14 protein-coding genes are annotated in these 16477 nt (G+C 72.1%); 6 read left to right on the plus strand and 8 right to left on the minus strand.

The features are described 5' to 3' along the window. Nucleotides 1–4: 4 nt before the first annotated feature. Together AC1DQC_RS01605 and AC1DQC_RS01610 are read right to left on the minus strand one after the other, a co-directional pair. Complete coding sequence (locus AC1DQC_RS01605) at nucleotides 5–3163, minus strand: glycoside hydrolase family 9 protein (protein ID WP_477049477.1); 3159 nt, start codon at nucleotides 3161–3163, stop codon at nucleotides 5–7. Nucleotides 3164–3356: 193 nt separating this feature from the next. Beyond that, entirely contained in the window at nucleotides 3357–4265 is a 909-nt protein-coding gene (locus tag AC1DQC_RS01610; RefSeq protein WP_477049478.1) for a hypothetical protein, read from the minus strand. A 151-nt stretch (nucleotides 4266–4416) separates the two neighbouring features. Here AC1DQC_RS01610 and AC1DQC_RS01615 point away from each other — a divergent pair, with 151 nt between their 5' ends. Both AC1DQC_RS01615 and AC1DQC_RS01620 read left to right on the plus strand, forming a co-directional pair. Next, entirely contained in the window at nucleotides 4417–4956 is a 540-nt protein-coding gene (locus AC1DQC_RS01615; RefSeq protein WP_146930438.1) for a peptidylprolyl isomerase, read from the plus strand. A 73-nt stretch (nucleotides 4957–5029) separates the two neighbouring features. Beyond that, on the plus strand, nucleotides 5030–5824 hold the full coding sequence (locus AC1DQC_RS01620) for a rhomboid family intramembrane serine protease (protein ID WP_477049479.1): 795 nt from the start codon (nucleotides 5030–5032) through the stop codon (nucleotides 5822–5824). Nucleotides 5825–6094: 270 nt separating this feature from the next. Here AC1DQC_RS01620 and AC1DQC_RS01625 read toward each other — a convergent pair whose 3' ends face one another. Beyond that, a complete protein-coding gene (locus AC1DQC_RS01625; protein WP_477049480.1) occupies nucleotides 6095–6343 on the minus strand; it encodes a cell division protein CrgA in 249 nt (82 codons plus the stop codon). A gap of 179 nt (nucleotides 6344–6522) precedes the next feature. On the opposite strand from AC1DQC_RS01625, the gene AC1DQC_RS01630 reads away from it, so the two are divergent. Genes AC1DQC_RS01630 through AC1DQC_RS01645 form a run of 4 tightly spaced genes read left to right on the plus strand, consistent with a single transcriptional unit; the run spans nucleotide 6523 to nucleotide 8983 of the window. After that, nucleotides 6523–7365: a DUF881 domain-containing protein gene (locus AC1DQC_RS01630; protein ID WP_477049481.1), complete on the plus strand. Its 843-nt coding sequence runs from the start codon at nucleotides 6523–6525 to the stop codon at nucleotides 7363–7365. After that, nucleotides 7362–8165, plus strand: a complete 804-nt coding sequence (locus tag AC1DQC_RS01635; protein ID WP_477049482.1) for a class E sortase — start codon at nucleotides 7362–7364, stop codon at nucleotides 8163–8165. Before AC1DQC_RS01630 ends, AC1DQC_RS01635 begins: the two co-directional genes overlap by 4 nt. A 34-nt stretch (nucleotides 8166–8199) precedes the next feature. Beyond that, nucleotides 8200–8358, plus strand: a complete 159-nt coding sequence (locus AC1DQC_RS01640) for a hypothetical protein (protein WP_477049483.1) — start codon at nucleotides 8200–8202, stop codon at nucleotides 8356–8358. A gap of 1 nt (nucleotide 8359) precedes the next feature. After that, nucleotides 8360–8983: an aminodeoxychorismate/anthranilate synthase component II gene (locus AC1DQC_RS01645; RefSeq protein ID WP_477049484.1), complete on the plus strand. Its 624-nt coding sequence runs from the start codon at nucleotides 8360–8362 to the stop codon at nucleotides 8981–8983. A gap of 47 nt (nucleotides 8984–9030) precedes the next feature. Here the strand turns inward: AC1DQC_RS01645 and pknB are convergent, their stop codons facing one another. The 5 genes from pknB to AC1DQC_RS01670 are packed head-to-tail and all read right to left on the minus strand — an operon-like array spanning nucleotide 9031 to nucleotide 16477. Then, nucleotides 9031–11028, minus strand: coding sequence for a Stk1 family PASTA domain-containing Ser/Thr kinase (gene pknB, locus AC1DQC_RS01650; protein ID WP_477049485.1), 1998 nt, complete (start codon nucleotides 11026–11028; stop codon nucleotides 9031–9033). After that, complete coding sequence (locus AC1DQC_RS01655; protein WP_477049486.1) at nucleotides 11028–12284, minus strand: serine/threonine-protein kinase; 1257 nt, start codon at nucleotides 12282–12284, stop codon at nucleotides 11028–11030. Before AC1DQC_RS01655 ends, pknB begins: the two co-directional genes overlap by 1 nt. Then, nucleotides 12281–13732 carry a peptidoglycan D,D-transpeptidase FtsI family protein gene (locus tag AC1DQC_RS01660; RefSeq protein WP_477049487.1) on the minus strand — a complete coding sequence of 484 codons (1452 nt, stop codon included), beginning with the start codon at nucleotides 13730–13732 and terminating at the stop codon, nucleotides 12281–12283. The genes AC1DQC_RS01655 and AC1DQC_RS01660 overlap by 4 nt, the downstream gene beginning before the upstream one ends. After that, a complete protein-coding gene (locus AC1DQC_RS01665; protein WP_477049488.1) occupies nucleotides 13729–15171 on the minus strand; it encodes an FtsW/RodA/SpoVE family cell cycle protein in 1443 nt (480 codons plus the stop codon). Before AC1DQC_RS01665 ends, AC1DQC_RS01660 begins: the two co-directional genes overlap by 4 nt. A gap of 10 nt (nucleotides 15172–15181) precedes the next feature. Then, nucleotides 15182–16477 (minus strand): Stp1/IreP family PP2C-type Ser/Thr phosphatase, encoded by a 1296-nt coding sequence (locus AC1DQC_RS01670; protein ID WP_477049489.1) that lies wholly within the window; start codon nucleotides 16475–16477, stop codon nucleotides 15182–15184.

A 16477-nucleotide genomic window follows, 5' to 3' on the forward strand; every position in this document is an offset into this window, starting at 1 on the left:
CCGATCAGGACACCGTGCAGGCCACCCCGTTGACCGTGAAGGCGGTCGGGGCGGTGTTGGTGCCCGGGTGGGAACCGTTGAACCCGATGTCCGTGCTGGCGCCCGGGGCCAGGGTGGCGTTCCACCCGAGACCGGTGGCCGTCACCGCAGCGCCGGTCTGCGACCAGGTCGCGCTCCAGCCCTGCGTGACCTGCTGGCCCGACGGGAAGGTGAACCCGAGGGACCACGTCAGCGGTGTGGTCGAGGTGTTGGTGATCTTGACGCTCCCCGTGAAGCCGACGTTCCAGCTGTTGGCGGAGTACGCCACGGCGCAGCTGCTCGTGGTCGTCGTCGGGAGCGTCGTGAACGTGACGGCCGCGCTCGCCGCCGAGACGTTGCCGGCGCCGTCCTTCGCCCGCACCGCGTAGGAGTAGGTCGTGCCAGCGGCCAGGCCGGTGAGCGTGGTCGACGCGGACGTCGGCGACGCGACCAGGGTCGAGGTGGACCCCTGGACCCGGTACACGTCGTAGCCGGCGAGGCCGCTCCCGCCCGCGTCGGTGGAGGCCGCCCAGGTGAGGGTGGCGCCCGTCTGAGTGAGGGCGGAGGCCGCCGGCGTGCCGGGGACCGTCGGGGCCGTGGTGTCCGAGGCCGCGGTGGTGGTGAAGGCGACCGACGTGGACGCGGCCGACACGTTGCCGGCCGAGTCCTTGGCCCGGACGGCGTACGTGTAGGCGGTGCCGGCCGTGAGCCCGGTCAGCGCGAACGTCGTGCCGGTGGCGGTGCCCACGACCGTGGACGTCGTGCCCGTGATCCGGAGCACGTCGTAGCCGGCGAGCGCATAGGTGCCGGCCGTCGAAGCCGTCCACGTCAGCGTGGCGCCGGTGGAGGTGACCGCCGACGGGACGGGCGTGCCGGGCTTGCCCGGTGCGACGACGTCGACCGGCGGGGTCGACGTGGTGAACGTCCCGGTGGCCGAGGCCGCCGACACGTTCCCCGCGACGTCCTTGGCCCTCACGGCGTACGAGTACGCGGTGCTCGGCGTGAGGCCCGTGAGCACCGTCGACGCCGCGGTGGTCGAGGCCACCAGCGTGGAGGTGGTGCCCTGCACCCGGTAGACGTCGTAGCCCGCGACGCCGCTGCCGGCGTCGGTGGACGCCGTCCAGGCGAGCGACGCACCCGTCGACGTGATCCCAGAGGCGGTCGGGGTGCCCGGCACGGTGGGCGCCGTGGTGTCCGTGACGGTGCCGGTGGGCTCGGTGCCCCAGATGAGCTTGCCGCCGTCGTAGAGCGTGATCGCCTTGGTCTTGGCGAGCGCGGTCGTGTTCAGGCCGGCGAACGAGGCATCGTTCGCCGCGTTCCACGTGGAACCACCGGTGACGCGGAACTGGATCTCGCGGCGGTGCTGGGACTGGCCGCCCGGGTAGATGTTCTGCCCGACGCAGCTGATCTCGGCGTAGTAGAGCGACCCCCCGGCGCTGATCGGCTTGGCGGTCTGCGGGCCGCACTCGCTGTAGTTCGCGGACACGGCGAGGTTGGTCGCTGAGTCACCGGCGTCGAGCGTGAACCAGTAGCGCAGGGTGCCGTTCTTGAGCGCGCGCGCCGGGAACGCGGACTGGTTGCGGATCATGGCCTTGATCTCGGTGAACGTGCCGCCGGCCGGCTGGTTGAGCATCGCCTCGACGAAGATCTCGTCGCCGTCGGGCTGCTCGGCCACGGGGAAGCTCGCCAGCGCGGTGCCGCCGTACTCCTGCGTGAGTCGCGCGAGCGCGCTGGAGAAGCCGGCGTTGTAGTCGGTGGCCACCTCGTTGGACGTGTAGTCCGAGCGGCTGTCGGTGTAGGCGTCGTTCGCCGAGCTCGGGCCGCCGACGAGCGCTCCGTAGAGCACGTGCCTCGTCGCGACGGGCGAGGTGATCGAGTCGAGCCACGAGCCGTGCGCGGTCCGGTGGTGCGGGCTCTGCGGCGGGTTGGCGCCGAAGCCGACGACGAAGCTGGACTTGCGCGGGTTGTCGCCGAGCGCGTAGTTGATCTGCCGTACGCCGAAGTCGTGGTACCGCGCCTTGCGGGTGGCGTCGGTCAGCCAGTCCGAGTAGACGAGCGCGACGAACGACGTGTTCGCCGCGTACCGCAGCGACCCCCACGAGTCCAGGACCGCCTGGCCGCCCGGCGAGTAGGGCACGCGCTGGCCGTTGACGCCGACCGTCCAGTAGTCCAGCCAGCGGTTGGCGTCGTCGATGTACTGCTGCTTGCCCGTCTCCATGGCCAGCAGCGCGTACATCGCGTACGTCTTGTCGTCCCACGCGACGGTCCACTTGTAGGAGTGCGTGGTCGTCTGGTTCTCGACGCTCAGCTTGGAGTACTCCGCCTCGGCCTTCGCCAGGTAGGTGGCGTCGCCGGTCGCCTTGTAGAGCCAGTACGCACCCCAGACCAGCTCGTCCTGGTAGCCGGACCACGACTTGTAGTACGCGGACGCCGCGGTCACGCAGTCGGAGTAGGCGCCGCGGTAGGTGTCCGCGAACGAGTAGAGCTGCTTGGCGTGCGTGAGCAGCTTGGCCGAGTACGTCGGGTCGTCGCTCTTGAACACGATCGCCGACGACGCCAGCGCGGCGGCGGTCTCGCCCGCCACGTCGGACCCGGGGCAGCTGGCGCTCACCTTGTACGACGGTCGGGCCATCGTCATCACCTCGGCCGGACCCCACCACTTGTGGTCCGCCTCGCCGTCGCCCACCTGCACGTAGAGCTCGTTCGGCGCGGTGTGCGCCTTGACGAAGTAGTCGTCGACCCAGCGGAGGTTGCCCTTGAGCTCGTCCAGCTGGCCGGCCTTGGTGTAGCCCTGCGGCGACGCGATCGCGCCCCACGCGAGCATCGTCGCGCTGAACGCCATCGGCAGGCCGAACTTCACGTGGTCACCCGCGTCGTACCACCCGCCGGTGAGGTCCTTGCCGACGTCGGCGCCGTCGGTCAGCCCGGAGTCGTCGCGCCAGGACACCGGGTTGTCCGCCGGGAGGTCGCCGGAGCGCTGGGCCTCGTAGAAGAACATCGACTTCTGCAGGGCCTCGGCGTAGTTGTACGCGGGGTCCGCGGCGCTCGCGACGCCAGCCAGGGGCGCGACGAGCAAGGCGGCGGCGACGGTGAGCGCGCTGCTGCACGCGATCGCGACGCGACCGCGGGTTCGGGGGCGGTGCATGGGGTCCTCTTCCACGGCACTGGAGACGTTGGGGTCGGCGGATGGCCCCGGCGTCGCCTCGCTGCGGCCCCGGCACGACGCGCCTCGCGCATCGTGCAGAGCGGCCGGGAAGAGGGTCAACGGCCTAAACGATTCGTAACGCGACGACGGCCCCCGGTCCGTGTGGACCGGGGGCCGTCGTGGTCGTGCGGGCTCAGAGCGGGCGGTCACCCTGGTCGGCGTCCGTGACCGGCTCGGTCACGGGCTCGGCCACCGGGCCGGCGTCGGGGTCGACGACCGCCGTGCCGTCGGCCGGCTTGGTGGTGCGACGGGTCGCCTTCTTCGCGGCGTCCGTCGCCCCGGCGACCTTCTCGGTCAGGTCGTCCTTGGCCTCGGACACCTTCTCGGTCAGCGACTCGGTGGCCGCGCTGACCTTCTCGGCCGCCTTGCGCGTGGCGTCGCGGCCCTTGGCGACGGCGCTGCCGGCCGCCTCCCCGACCGCGTCCGCGGCGTCGGCGACGCGCGCGTGCGTGGTGCCGGCGTCCGTCGGCTCCCACGGCTCGGCCCACGGGTCGACGCTCGAGCGCGACCGGGTCCAGGCCGCGGCCGCGGCGCCGAGGCCGATCAGCGTGGCGAGCAGCCAGAAGACCTTGGCTCCCGTGTGCTTCTTCTTGCCCGAGGCCTCCGCGGCCGCGGCTGCGAGGGACTTGGCGGAGCCCTTGCCCTTGTCGGCCGCGACGTCGGCGGCCTTCTCGACGGCTGCCCCGGCCTTGACCGCGGCCTCGTTCATCGCAGCGACGAGCTTGGGCAGGAAGTCGTCGACGATCTTGTCGTGCGCGGTGTCGATGGCGGGCGAGACCTTGTCCGCGGCCGTCTCCACCTTGGGTGCGGCGGCCTTCACGCTCTCCTTGTAGAGGTGCTCCACCCGCGGGAGGAGCCAGTCGATGAAGGCCTCGACCTTCGGGGTGGTCCAGTCCTTCGCGGTCGACGCCGCGTCGCCCGCCTTGGCGGCGGCGTCCTTCGCGCTCTTGGCGGCGTCGGCCAGGGTCGCGCCCAGGTCGGCTGCCTGGTCCTTCAGCTTCTCCGTGTCGACGTCGATCTTCGGGCTCTTCGTGAACGGCATGTCGGCTCCCGGCTCGTTCGGCTGCACTGGCCTCCCACTCTGCCACCGCGCGGGCGGCAGCGCAGGACGGTCTTTGTGCAGAACAGAGCCCGTGGCCTGCACAACCGCTGGTTCACCGGTGCGGTCCAGGGTCGCGTGCGAGACTTCTCGCATGTTTGCGACCCTGCACACGACCGCCGGAGACATCCGGATCGAGCTCTACCCCAACCACGCGCCCCGCACGGTGCAGAACTTCACGGGCCTGGCCACCGGGAGCACCCCGTGGACGGACCCGACGACGGGCGAGGAGCGCACCGACCCGCTGTACAACGGTGTGGTCTTCCACCGCGTGATCTCCGGGTTCATGATCCAGGGCGGTGACCCCCTGGGCACCGGCCGCGGCGGCCCGGGCTACACGTTCGACGACGAGATCCACCCCGAGCTCTCGTTCAACGAGCCCTACCTGCTCGCCATGGCCAACGCCGGCAAGCGCCTGGACCCGACCACCGGCAAGGTCGGCGGCACCAACGGTTCGCAGTTCTTCATCTCCGTGGCACCCACCGAGTGGCTCAACGGCAAGCACACGATCTTCGGCAAGGTCGCCGACGACGAGAGCCGCGCCGTGGTCGACGCCATCGAGAGCACGCGGGTGCGCCCGGGGGACCGTCCGGTCGAGGACATCGTCATCAACTCGATCACCATCGAGGACTGAGACCACCATCAGCGAGCCGCTTCAGCCGGGCGCGCCGGTCGCGCCGCCGGTCTGCCCTCGTCACCCCGACCGGGTGTCGTACGTGCGGTGCCAGCGGTGCGGCCGGCCCACCTGCCCGGAGTGCCAGCGCCAGGCCGCCGTCGGGATCCACTGCGTCGACTGCGTCGCCGAGGCCGCTCGTGCGCTGCCGACCACGCGCACGGCGCTCGGCGGCGTGCGCCACGCCGGCCGGCCCGTGGTCACGCTCACGCTCATCGGGCTCTGCGTGGTCAGCTTCGTCCTGCAGCTCGTGGTTCCGACGTGGACCGCGCGCTGGCTCTTCTCCCCGGTGCTCGGGTTCTACGAGCCGTGGCGGTTCCTCACGGCCGCGTTCCTGCACTCGCCCGGCCAGTACCTGCACATCGTCTTCAACATGGTGGCGCTGTGGTTCGTCGGCCCCACGCTCGAGAACACCCTCGGACGCGCCCGGTACATCACCCTCTACCTGATGTCCGCGGTCGGCGGCGCGGTCGGCTCGGTGCTCCTCGCGACGGCGACCCACAGCTGGACCACCGGCAGCGTCGGGGCGTCCGGCGCGGTGTTCGGCCTGTTCGGGGCGATCCTCGTGGTGAGCATGCGGCTCGGCGGTGACGTCCGCGGCATCCTCGTGCTGATCGGCATCAACCTGGCGCTCGGCTTCGTCATGGCGAACATCGCGTGGCAGGCGCACGTGGGTGGCCTGGTCACCGGGGCGCTGCTGGCCGCGGCCTACGCCTACGCCCCACCCGACCGACGACGGCTCGTCGCGGTCGCCGCGCCGCTCGCTGTCGGTGCGCTGCTCCTGGTGCCGACGGTCCTCGTCTATGCGTCGGCCGGCTTCGTCCGCTGACGTTCTGAGGGCGTCTCACAGCACGTTCCCAAGCCCTTCCGGATCTCCCCAGAGTTACTCACACCTGTGGAACTACACCGGTGTAGTTATCCACAGACTTGTGCACCGCTGGGGACAACCGCCGCGTTTCCGCAGGTCAGGCGCCACGGCTGTGAACGGCTGGCCGAGCAGGTAGGTGGGGACGACGCTGGGTGCGCACGCGGTGTGCCGGGGTCGACAAAGGCTCCGCCCGCGAGTGCGGACGGCGCCTGGGTCACGACGTGGGAGCGGTCAGCGCCAGCGGGTCGTCATGCCGAAGCCGGCGATGATGAGCACGAAGCCGATGAGCAGGTTCCACTGCTCGATGCCCGGGATCGGGTACTCCGAGCGCGTGAGGTAGGTGACGACGATCCAGACCAGCCCGAGGATCATCAGCCCGAGCATCACGGGCAGGAACCAGGGCGCGTTCACCTTGGGCCCCGAAGACTTGGCGGGCGGCGGTGTGTACGTCGCCTTCTTGCGCGACTTCGACTCAGGCACGTCCGGTGCTCCTGTCCTGCGGCTGTGCGACCCGAGGGCCGCGGGGGACCACGCGGGTGACGTCGTGGTCGGAGGGCGGTCGATCGTGAGGCGCCGGGGCCGCTTCGTCACGGACGCGTCGCATCGTGACCTAGCGTAGTGCCCGCCCGCACTCAGGCGTCCCACCCGAGGAGCCGTTCGTGACCGACCACCCGCACCGCGCGCACCGTGCGCGTCGCGTGGTCGCGCGCGGCACCCTCTCGGTGGCGCTGGTGCTCGCGCTGTCGGGCGCCCTGTTCGCCGCCAACGCCAAGTTCGCGCGCGCGTCCGGCGAGCGTCACCCGCAGGACCTGCGCGAGCTGGCCCAGGTGGAGACGAAGCGGGTCACCACCCTCTCCACCGAGGTGGACGCGCTGCGCGCGGACGTCGACGGCCTGACCGCGAGCGAGAACGCTGCGGCGGGCACGGAGGTCGGCCAGCCCGGCGAGGGGTACCTGGTGGAGGGTGGCCTCGTCCCGGTCGCGGGCCCCGGCCTGACCGTCGAGCTCGACGACGCGCCGGCGGACTCCCCGCGGCGCGAGGACGTCAGCGCCGACGTGCTCGTGGTGCACCAGCAGGACCTGCAGGCCGTGATGAACGCCCTGTGGGCGGGCGGGGCCGAGGCGATGGAGCTCATGGACCAGCGGGTGATCTCCACGAGCGCGGTCCGGTGCGTCGGCAACGTGCTCCGGCTGCACGGTCGGCTGTACTCGCCGCCGTACTCGGTGCGCGCGATCGGCAACCCCGCGGACCTGCGCAAGGCGCTGAGCCTGTCGCCGGCCGTCCAGTCCTACGTGCGCGACGCCGCCGACGTCGGGCTCGGCTGGTCGGTCACCGACGCCCAGCAGCCGCTCGAGCTCCCCGCCTACTCGGGGACCACCGAGCTGTCGTCCGCGAGCGTGCCCGACGGGGTCGAGATCCTGCCGGGGCTGGAGGCGGCCGAGGCCGAGGAGCGCGCCCGGGCCGAGACGTCCCCCGACCCCACCCCCGGAGGAACGCGGTGAGCGGCGAGACGGTGACCGAGCCGGCGCCCCCCAGCCGGCGCGACGCGCGCGTGCGGCGCGGTGGACGGGTCCGCCACACCGTCTACGGCGTCATCGGTGTGATCGGCGAGATCCTCATCACCCTCGGCGTCCTGCTCTTCGCTTTCCTCGTCTGGCAGCTGTGGTGGACGGACGTCGTCGGCAACCGTGCCCAGGCCGAGATCGTCCGCGAGCTGCCGTTCGAGCCGGTGCCCACCGCGACCCCGACCGCCGGCGCGCCCGCGGGGCCGGTCGTCGCGCCCCCGCGCCGCGACGAGCCTCCCGTGATGGCCGAGCCGCCGCACGCGACGACCTTCGCGACGATCCAGGTGCCCCGCTGGGACGGGGAGCCCGAGAGGCCCATCAGCCAGGGCACGGACCGGGCGACGGTGCTCGACGTGCTCGGCGCCGGTCACTACGAGGGAACGGCGATGCCGGGCGGCCTCGGCAACTTCGCCGTGGCCGGTCACCGGACGACGTTCGCCAAGCCGTTCAACCGCGTGGCCGAGCTGCAGGTGGGCGACCCGCTGATCATCCGCACGACCGACAACATCTGGTACGTGTACCGCGTGACCTCGACGGAGATCGTGGCCCCGACCGATGTCGACGTCATCGCGCCCGTGCCGGGCGACCCGGGCGCGGTCCCCACCGAGCGCATGATCACGCTGACCACGTGCCACCCGATGTTCTCGGCCAAGCAGCGGTTCATCGTGCACGGCGTGCTGGACTACTGGGCGCCGGTCTCGGACGGCATTCCGGCCGAGCTGGCGGGTGGCGCATGATGGTCACCCTCGACGACCAGCACGGAGGCCGCTGATGTACGGATGGTTGTGGCGTCACACGCCCGGCCCGGTCGCCGTGCGCGTGCTGATCTTCGCGGTGGCGGCGCTCGCGATCCTGGCGGTCTGCTTCCAGTGGGTGTTCCCGGCCGTCTCGCCGTACATGCCCTTCAACCAGACCACAGTGGGGGAATGACGTGACGAAGATCCTCGTGATCGACAACTACGACTCGTTCGTCTACACGATCGTCGGGTACCTCAACCAGCTGGGCGCCCAGACCGTCGTCGTCCGCAACGACGCGGTCCCGCCGGTCGAGGAGCGGACAGGGTTCGACGGCGTGCTGGTGAGCCCCGGCCCCGGCACGCCGGCCGACGCGGGCCAGAGCATGCAGGTGATCCGCGACTGCGCGGCCGTCGGCCTGCCGATGCTGGGCGTCTGCCTCGGGCACCAGGCCCTCGGTGAGGTGTTCGGCGGCACCGTCACGCATGCGCCCGAGCTCATGCACGGCAAGACCAGCCAGGTGGAGCACAAGGGCGAGGGTGTGCTGGCGGGGCTGCCCGACCCGTTCACCGCGACGCGTTACCACTCGCTGGCGGTGGTGAACGGGACGATCAGTGACGAGCTCGAGGTCACGGCCACCGCGCACGGCATCATCATGGGCCTGCAGCACGTCTCGCTCCCGCTGCACGGCGTGCAGTTCCACCCCGAGTCGGTGCTCACCGAGGGCGGCCACAGGCTGCTCGCCAACTGGCTCGAGATCTGCGGCGACGACGAGGCCGTCGCGCGCTCGGTGGGCCTGCACCCGCTCGTCCGGCTCTGAGACACGACGAAGGGGCAGTCCCGCGGGACGGCCCCTTCGTCGTTCTGCTACGAAGTCGCAGACGGCGTCGGGTTCGGTCCCTTGCCGCCCGGGCCCTTCGACACGTGGATGTCGATCTGCTGGTCCAGCGGGACCTCGTCGCCGGCCGTCGGGTCCGTGCGGATGACGTTGCCGCTCGGGTTGTCGGACTGCTCGTCGATCCGGTTGAAGTTCTGCAGGCCCAGTGCCTGCAGCTCGGCGACGGCCTGGTCGTAGGTCTTGCCGACGAGGTCGTTCGGGATGGTCGCCGTGGTGGGCGCCGTGGCGATCTGCAGGTTGACGGTCCGACCCTGCTTGACCAGCGTGCCCGGGGCCACGTCCTGCTGGACGACGGTGTCGGGGGTCTGGTCCGACTCCACCGTGCTCGTGTTCGCCTGGAGCTTCGCGTCGTTGAGGATCTGCTTCGCCTCGGCCGTGGTCTTGCCCATGACGTCGGGCATCGACACGTTGCCGGTGGAGACGAAGAGCGTGACCTCCGTGCCGGCCGCGACGGCCTGACCGGACGGCGGGTCGGTCTTGGTGACCTGCCCCTGCGGGAAGGCGGGGTTGTCGTCGTCCTGCCGGTTGGCCGAGACCTTGAGGCCCGCGCCGGTCAGGACGTCGACGGCCTCCTGCTCCGTCTTGCCAGCCACGTCCGGGACGGCGAGGCTCGAGGGCCCGGTCGAGATGTAGACCTTGACGTCCGACTTGAGCGGGACCGGGGTCCCCTCCTTCGGGTCGGACCGCGTGACCTGCTCGGCGGGGACGGTGTCGGAGGGTTCCTGGGCACGGACGAAGACGAGGTCCAGGTCCGTGAGCTTCTGCTCCGCCTGGTCCGCGGTCATGTTGAGCAGCGACGGCACGTCCACCGTCGTCGGCGTGTCGGTCTTGTTCGCGTTGGCGATGAGCAGCGCGACGATGCCCGCGACGGCGAGCACCGCGATGGCGATGAGGAGCGGCAGCAGCCACGGGCGGCGGTTGCCCTCCTCCTCCTCGTCGATGCCGTTGGGGGGGACGGCCGCTCCGGTCGCCGCCCAGGGGGTGGCCGCGGGGGCCATCGTCTGGGTGGTCGCGACGGGCGGGGCCATGAGCTGGGTCGCCTCGGTCGCGGGGGTCGCGACGAGGGCCGCTGCGGCGAGCGCCCCGACGGCCGGCGCGCCGACGGCGCCACCGCGGACGGCGGCCTCGAGGTCCGAGCGGAACTCGGCGGCGCTGGAGTACCGGGCGTCCCGCTCCTTGGCCAGGGCCTTGAGCGTGATGCGGTCGAGGGCGTCGGGCACGTCGGAGGCGAAGGTGCTGGGCACCGGCGCGGCCTCGCGGACGTGCTGGTAGGCCACCGCCACGGGCGAGTCGCCCGTGAAGGGCGGCCGGCCGGTCAGCAGCTCGAAGAGCAGGCAGCCGGTGGAGTAGAGGTCGGACCGCGCGTCGACGGTCTCGCCGCGGGCCTGCTCGGGCGACAGGTACTGCGCCGTGCCGATGACCGCCTGCGTCTGGGTCATGGTCGCCGCCGAGTCGGCCATGGCCCGGGCGATGCCGAAGTCCATGACCTTGACCGCGCCCGTCGGCGTGAGCATGACGTTCGCCGGCTTGATGTCGCGGTGGACGATCCCCGCGTGGTGCGAGTACTCGAGCGCCGAGAGGACACCGGCCGTGATCTCCACAGCCTCCTCGATCGGCACCGCGGCGCCGTCACGCAGGATGTCCCGGACCGTGTGGCCCTCGACGTACTCCATGACGATGAACGGCACGTGCGCGACGACCCCGGTGGGCTCGGTGAAGACGTCCTCGCCGGTGTCGTAGACCGAGACGATGGCGGGGTGGTTCAGGGCCGCGGCGGACTGCGCCTCGCGGCGGAACCGGTTCTGGAAGCTCGGGTCGCGCGCGAGGTCCGAGCGCAGGATCTTGATGGCCACCGTACGACCGAGGCGGGTGTCGTGGCCGATGTGCACCTCGGCCATGCCACCCCGGCCGATGAGCTCACCGACCTCGTACCGTCCGGCGAGGATGCGTGATCCGTCGTCCACCACTAGGCGTCCTTTGCTTCCGTCGATGCCGGGACCGCGGCGAGCGCTGCGGACCCGTTCTCGGTGATCATCCCATCGAGGGTGTCGCCACGAGAGTAATGGGAGGCCGTGGCCGTGAGCCGCGGCTGGCCGTCGGGCGGTCCGTCCGCCTTGGTGAGCTGCGCCGCGAGTGCGGCACCGAGCAGGCCGACGAGCAGCAGCAGGAGGGCCACCAGCGGCCACGTGAGTCGCCCGGAGCGGCCCAGGCGCGTGCCCGTGGTGGGCGGGCTCTTGCGCACCGCCGAGCGCGTCGTCGGCTCCTCGGCGCGTCGCGTGCGTCGCGGAGGGTAGGACGGCGGCGGGGCGCTCGACGCCGCCGGGGCGGACGACGCGACGGCCGTGGCGAACGTGTCCGGCGTGCGGCCCTGCGTGGCCACGAGCACGGGCACACCCGAGGGCGGCGTGCGGGGCACGAGCTTGTCGAGCAGCTGCGCGAGCTCCTCGCCCGACGCGGGCCGCGCGCTGGGCTCCTTGGAGAGGAGGCGCGTGACGAGGGCGGCGAGCTGCTTGTCCACGCTCGGGGGCAGGGGCGGCACCGGGTTGTTCACGTGCGCGACCGCGATGTCGACCGCGGTGGGGCCGGTGAAGGGGCGGTGCCCGACGAGCGCCTCGTAGGCGATGATCCCGAGCGAGTACAGGTCGGACAGCGGCGTCGCCGGCTTGCCGACGGCCTGCTCCGGGGACAGGTACTGCGCGGTGCCCATCACCATGCCGGTGGCCGTCATGTTCACCTGGTTGCGGGCGAGCGAGACGCCGAAGTCGGTGATCTTCACGCGCCCGCCACGGCCCAGCAGGATGTTGCCGGGCTTGACGTCGCGGTGCACGACACCGGCCAGGTGTGCGGCGTGCAGTGCGCGGGCCGTCTGCGCCAGGATCGGCAGCAGGCGGCGCACGGGCAGCACGGGCTCGCGCTCGAGCAGGTCGGAGAGGGGCTCGCCGACGACCAGCTCCATGACCAGGAAGCCGGAGCCCTCCTGCTCGCCGTAGTCGAAGAGCTGCGCGATGTTGGGGTGCGACAGGGACGCCGAGTTGCGCGCCTCGGTGCGGAACCGCTCGAGGAAGCCGCGGTCGCCGGCGAACTCCGAGCGCAGCACCTTCACGGCGACCGGCCGCGCGAGGGCGTCGTCGTACCCCTCCCACACCTCGCCCATGCCGCCGACGGCGATCTGCCGGACCAGCCGGTAGCGCTCGCCGAGCAGGACCCCGGATGCCGTCTTCATGAGCCCAGCACCGCCTCGATGACGGCCCTGGCGATGGGTGCCGCGACCTTGCCACCGGTGGCCTCGTTGCCGACGTTGCCGCCGTGCTCCACCAGCACCGCGACGGCGACGCGAGGGGCGTCGGCCGGCGCGAAGGCGGTGAACCACGCGTGCGGCGCCTGCCCGTCGGCCGTCTGCGCCGTGCCGGTCTTGCCGGCCACCTGCACGCCGGGGATCTGCGCGGCCGTCCCGGACCCGCTGTTCACGACGCCGACCATCATGTCGCGCAGCGACGCGGCCGTGCCGGGCGAGATCGCCGTCGAGTACAGCGTCGGCCTCGTCTCGGAGACCTTGCGCAGGTCGGCCGACCGGACCGTCTGGACGACGTACGGCGTCATCAGCTCGCCGCCGTTGGCGATCGCCGACGCGACCATCGCCATCTGCATCGGGGTGGCCCGCACGTCGCGCTGGCCGATCGCGGACTGCGCGGTGACCGGCGCGTCCATGTCGTCGGGGAACACGCTCTCGACGACCTTCATCGGGATGGTCAGGCCCGGGTCGTTGAAGCCGAACCGCTCGGCCTGCGCCTGGAGCGCGTCGGCGCCGACGTCCATGCCCAGCTGCGCGAACGCGGTGTTGCAGGAGACCCGTAGGGCGTCGGCCAGGGTGATCGGGTCGCTCCCGCACCCGCCACCGCCGAAGTTGCCGATGGTCGACGTGGTCTGCGGGAGGGACAGCTCCACGGGTGCGGGCAGCGTGCTCTCGGGCGTGTAGCTCCCGCTCTCGAGCGCCGCTGCTGCGGTGACCAGCTTGAACGTCGAGCCGGGCGCGTACGTCTCGAGCGTCGCGTTGCTGCGCAACGGGTTGCCGGGGGCCGACGCGAGCTGGTTGTACGCGGCGCCGGCGGCCTTGGTGTCGTGCGACGCGAGCACGTTGGGGTCGAAGCCCGGCGTGGAGACGAGCGCGAGGATCTTGCCGGTGGACGGCTCGAGCGCGACGACGGCTCCCTGCTGCCCGGCCAGCCCGTCGAGGGCGGCCTGCTGCGCGGCCGGGTTGATGGTCGTCTCCACCGCGGCACCCTCGGGCTGGCGGCCCGTGAGCAGGTCGCGGATGCGCGAGAAGAAGAGCTGGTCGCCGCGGCCGGTGAGCTGGTCGTTCGCCGCGTTCTCCAGCTGGGTGCGCCCGTTCACCACCGAGTAGAAGCCGGTCATCGCGGAGTACAGCTCGCCGTTGGTGTACGACCGCTGGTAGCCGTAGGAGTCCTCGACCTTGGTCGACTGGGCGATGGCCTCGCCCGCGACGACGATCGGACCGCGGGCGTTGCCGAACTCCCGGTACAGCGTGCGGACGTTCCGGCTGTCGTTGTTGAGCTTGTCCGCCTGGAAGTACTGGATCCAGGTGGCGCCCGCCATGAGGCCGACGAACATGACCAGGACCACGGTCGCGAGGCGGCGCAGGGGTGTGTTCACCGGACACCGCCGATGATCTCGGTCGGCTGGTCGTCGTCGCCGCCGCCGCCGCCCACGACGACGGGCGTGCCCGCGATCGGCGTGAGCACGGGCTTCATCGAGGGCGCCGGGCGCCGGGCCTCGTCGGAGATCCGGAGCAGGAGCGCCACGATCACCCAGTTGGCCACCAGCGACGAGCCGCCGTAGGCCAGGAACGGGGTGGTGAGGCCGGTCAGCGGGATCAGGCGGGTGACGCCGCCGACCACGACGAACGTCTGCAGCGCGACGATGAACGCGAGGCCGCCGGCGAGCAGCTTGCCGAACCCGTCGCGGACGCCGATCGCCGTGCGCATGCCGCGCTCGGTGAGGATGGCGTACAGCAGCAGGATGGCCAGCAGCCCGGTGAGGCCGAGCTCCTCGCCGAGGGACGCGACGATGAAGTCGGACTCCGCGAACGGCACGAGGTCAGGTCGGCCCTGGCCCCACCCGGTGCCGAACAGCCCGCCGCTGGCCATGCCGAACAGCCCGCGCACCAGCTGCCCCGAGCCGCCCGGGCTCTGGTCGAACACGGCGGGGTCGAACGCGTGCAGCCACGCATCGAAACGGGCCCCGACGTGCGAGAACGCGCTCGCGGCCAGGGCCGCGCCGACGACGAACAGGAGCAGGCCGATGACCACCCAGCTCAGGCGCTCGGTGGCGAGGTACAGCATCGCGACGAAGAGCCCGAAGAAGAGCAGCGAGGTGCCGAGGTCGCGCTCGAGCACGAGGACGGCGACGGACGCGCCCCAGACGATGAGGATCGGACCGAGGTCGCGCGGTCGCGGCAGCTGCAGGCCCAGCACCTTCGGGCCGGCGAGCGCGAGCGTGTCGCGGTGGGTGACCAGGTACCCCGCGAAGAAGATGGCGAACGCGATCTTGGCGAACTCCGCCGGCTGGAAGCCCACCCCGCCGATGCGCACCCAGATGCGGGCACCGTTGATGAGCACCCCCAGGCCCGGGACCAGCGGCAGCATGACGAGCACGAGACCGGTGACCATCGCGGTGTACGTGTAGCGCCGCAGGGTCCGGTGGTCGCGGAGCAGGACGATCACCAGCGCCGCGAGCACCACGGACACCGCCGTCCAGACCAGCTGGCGCTGCGCGAACGTGTCGTCGCGACCGCGCGCCGTGTACGCGAAGTCGATCCGGTAGATCATCGCGAGGCCGATGCCGTTGAGCGCCACGGTGATCGGCAGGATCACCGGGTCCGCGAACGGCGCGCGCCAGCGCAGCACGAGGTGGACGCCGATGGCGAGGGCCGCCAGCCCGAGGCCGTACCCGATCACGTCGGGCGGCACCTTGTCGGACGTGCCGAGCCCCGCCAGGGCGTACGAGGAGATGCCGATGGCCAGGGCGAGCAGCAGCAGGCCGAGCTCCACGCCCCGACCGGCCCGCACCCGGTGCGGCTGGACGGTGGCCATCACGCGCGGCTCACGGCGTGGCCGTCCCGGAGGGCGACGGGCTGGGCGTCGGGGACGGCGTCGGCTCCGCCGAGTCCTCCTCGAGCATGCCGACCAGGTTCCGGGCGTCGGCGAGCGAGTCGGCGTGGATGGTCTGCTCGACGCGCTGCTGCAGGTAGCCGGAGGCGAGGTCCTCGACGTCGGTGCCCGTGCGCTCGACCACCGTGGACAGCGGGAGGGTGCCGATCGTCTGGGGCAGGCCGCGGAAGATGACGACCTCGCCGTCGTCGACACCCACGTAGTACTGCGTCTGCGTCCACGCGTACGCGACGGCGGCGCCGCCGAGCACGACGACGGCGACGGCCACCCACGCGACGACCGCGCGCCACCGGCGGCGCGCGGGCGGGCTCTCGTCCTCGTCCTCGTCGTGGTCGGACGGTGCGGCGTCGTCAGCCTCGGTCGGCTCCTTGGCGGTTCGCGTCAGGCTCGCCGCCCGGGCCGCGGGTCCGTCGGTCGCCGAGGTGGGGTCGTTGCGGGTCAGCGCGGCCGCGCCGACCACCGTCGCGCTCGTCGTCGGGCCCGCCCCGTCCGCGACGGAGTCGAGCTCGATGACGTCGGCCAGGACGACCGTGATGTTGTCGCCGCCGCCCGCCCGCAGCGCGAGCTGCACGAGGCGGTCCGCGCAGGCGTCGACGTCGTCGATCGTCGCCATGGTCTCTTCGATGGTGTCCGCGCTGACGAAGCCGGACAGGCCGTCGGAGCAGAGCAGCCAGCGGTCCCCGGGCCGGGCCTCGCGGACGGACAGGTCGGGCGTGACCTCGGGGTCGAAGTCGCCGAGCACGCGCATGACGACCGACCGCTGCGGGTGGTGCTCGGCCTCCTCCGGCGTGATCCGGCCGATGTCCACCAGGTGCTGCACGAACGTGTGGTCGGTGGTGACCTGCGTGAGCACGCCGTCGCGCATCAGGTAGCCGCGCGAGTCACCGAGGTGCACCATCGCGAGCTTGTTGCCGGCACGCAGGATGGCCAGGACGGTGGTGCCCATCCCGGTGAGCTCGGGGTCGGCGTCGCTGCGCGCGATGATCTCGTCCCGCGCGTCGGCCAGCGCCGTCTCCAGCTGGTCCAGCGCGTCGTCGGGACCGTGGGACTCGCCGTCCAGCGGCGCGAAGCTGGCGACCGCGACCGAGGACGCGACGTCGCCCCCGGCGTGCCCGCCCATGCCGTCCGCGACCATGAGCAGGTGCGGGCCGGCGTACGCCGAGTCCTGGTTGTTGGAGCGCACGAGTCCGACGTCGGACCGCGCCGCATACCTGAGTGCGACGGTCAC

This window comes from Cellulomonas sp. P4_H12 (assembly GCF_056400905.1).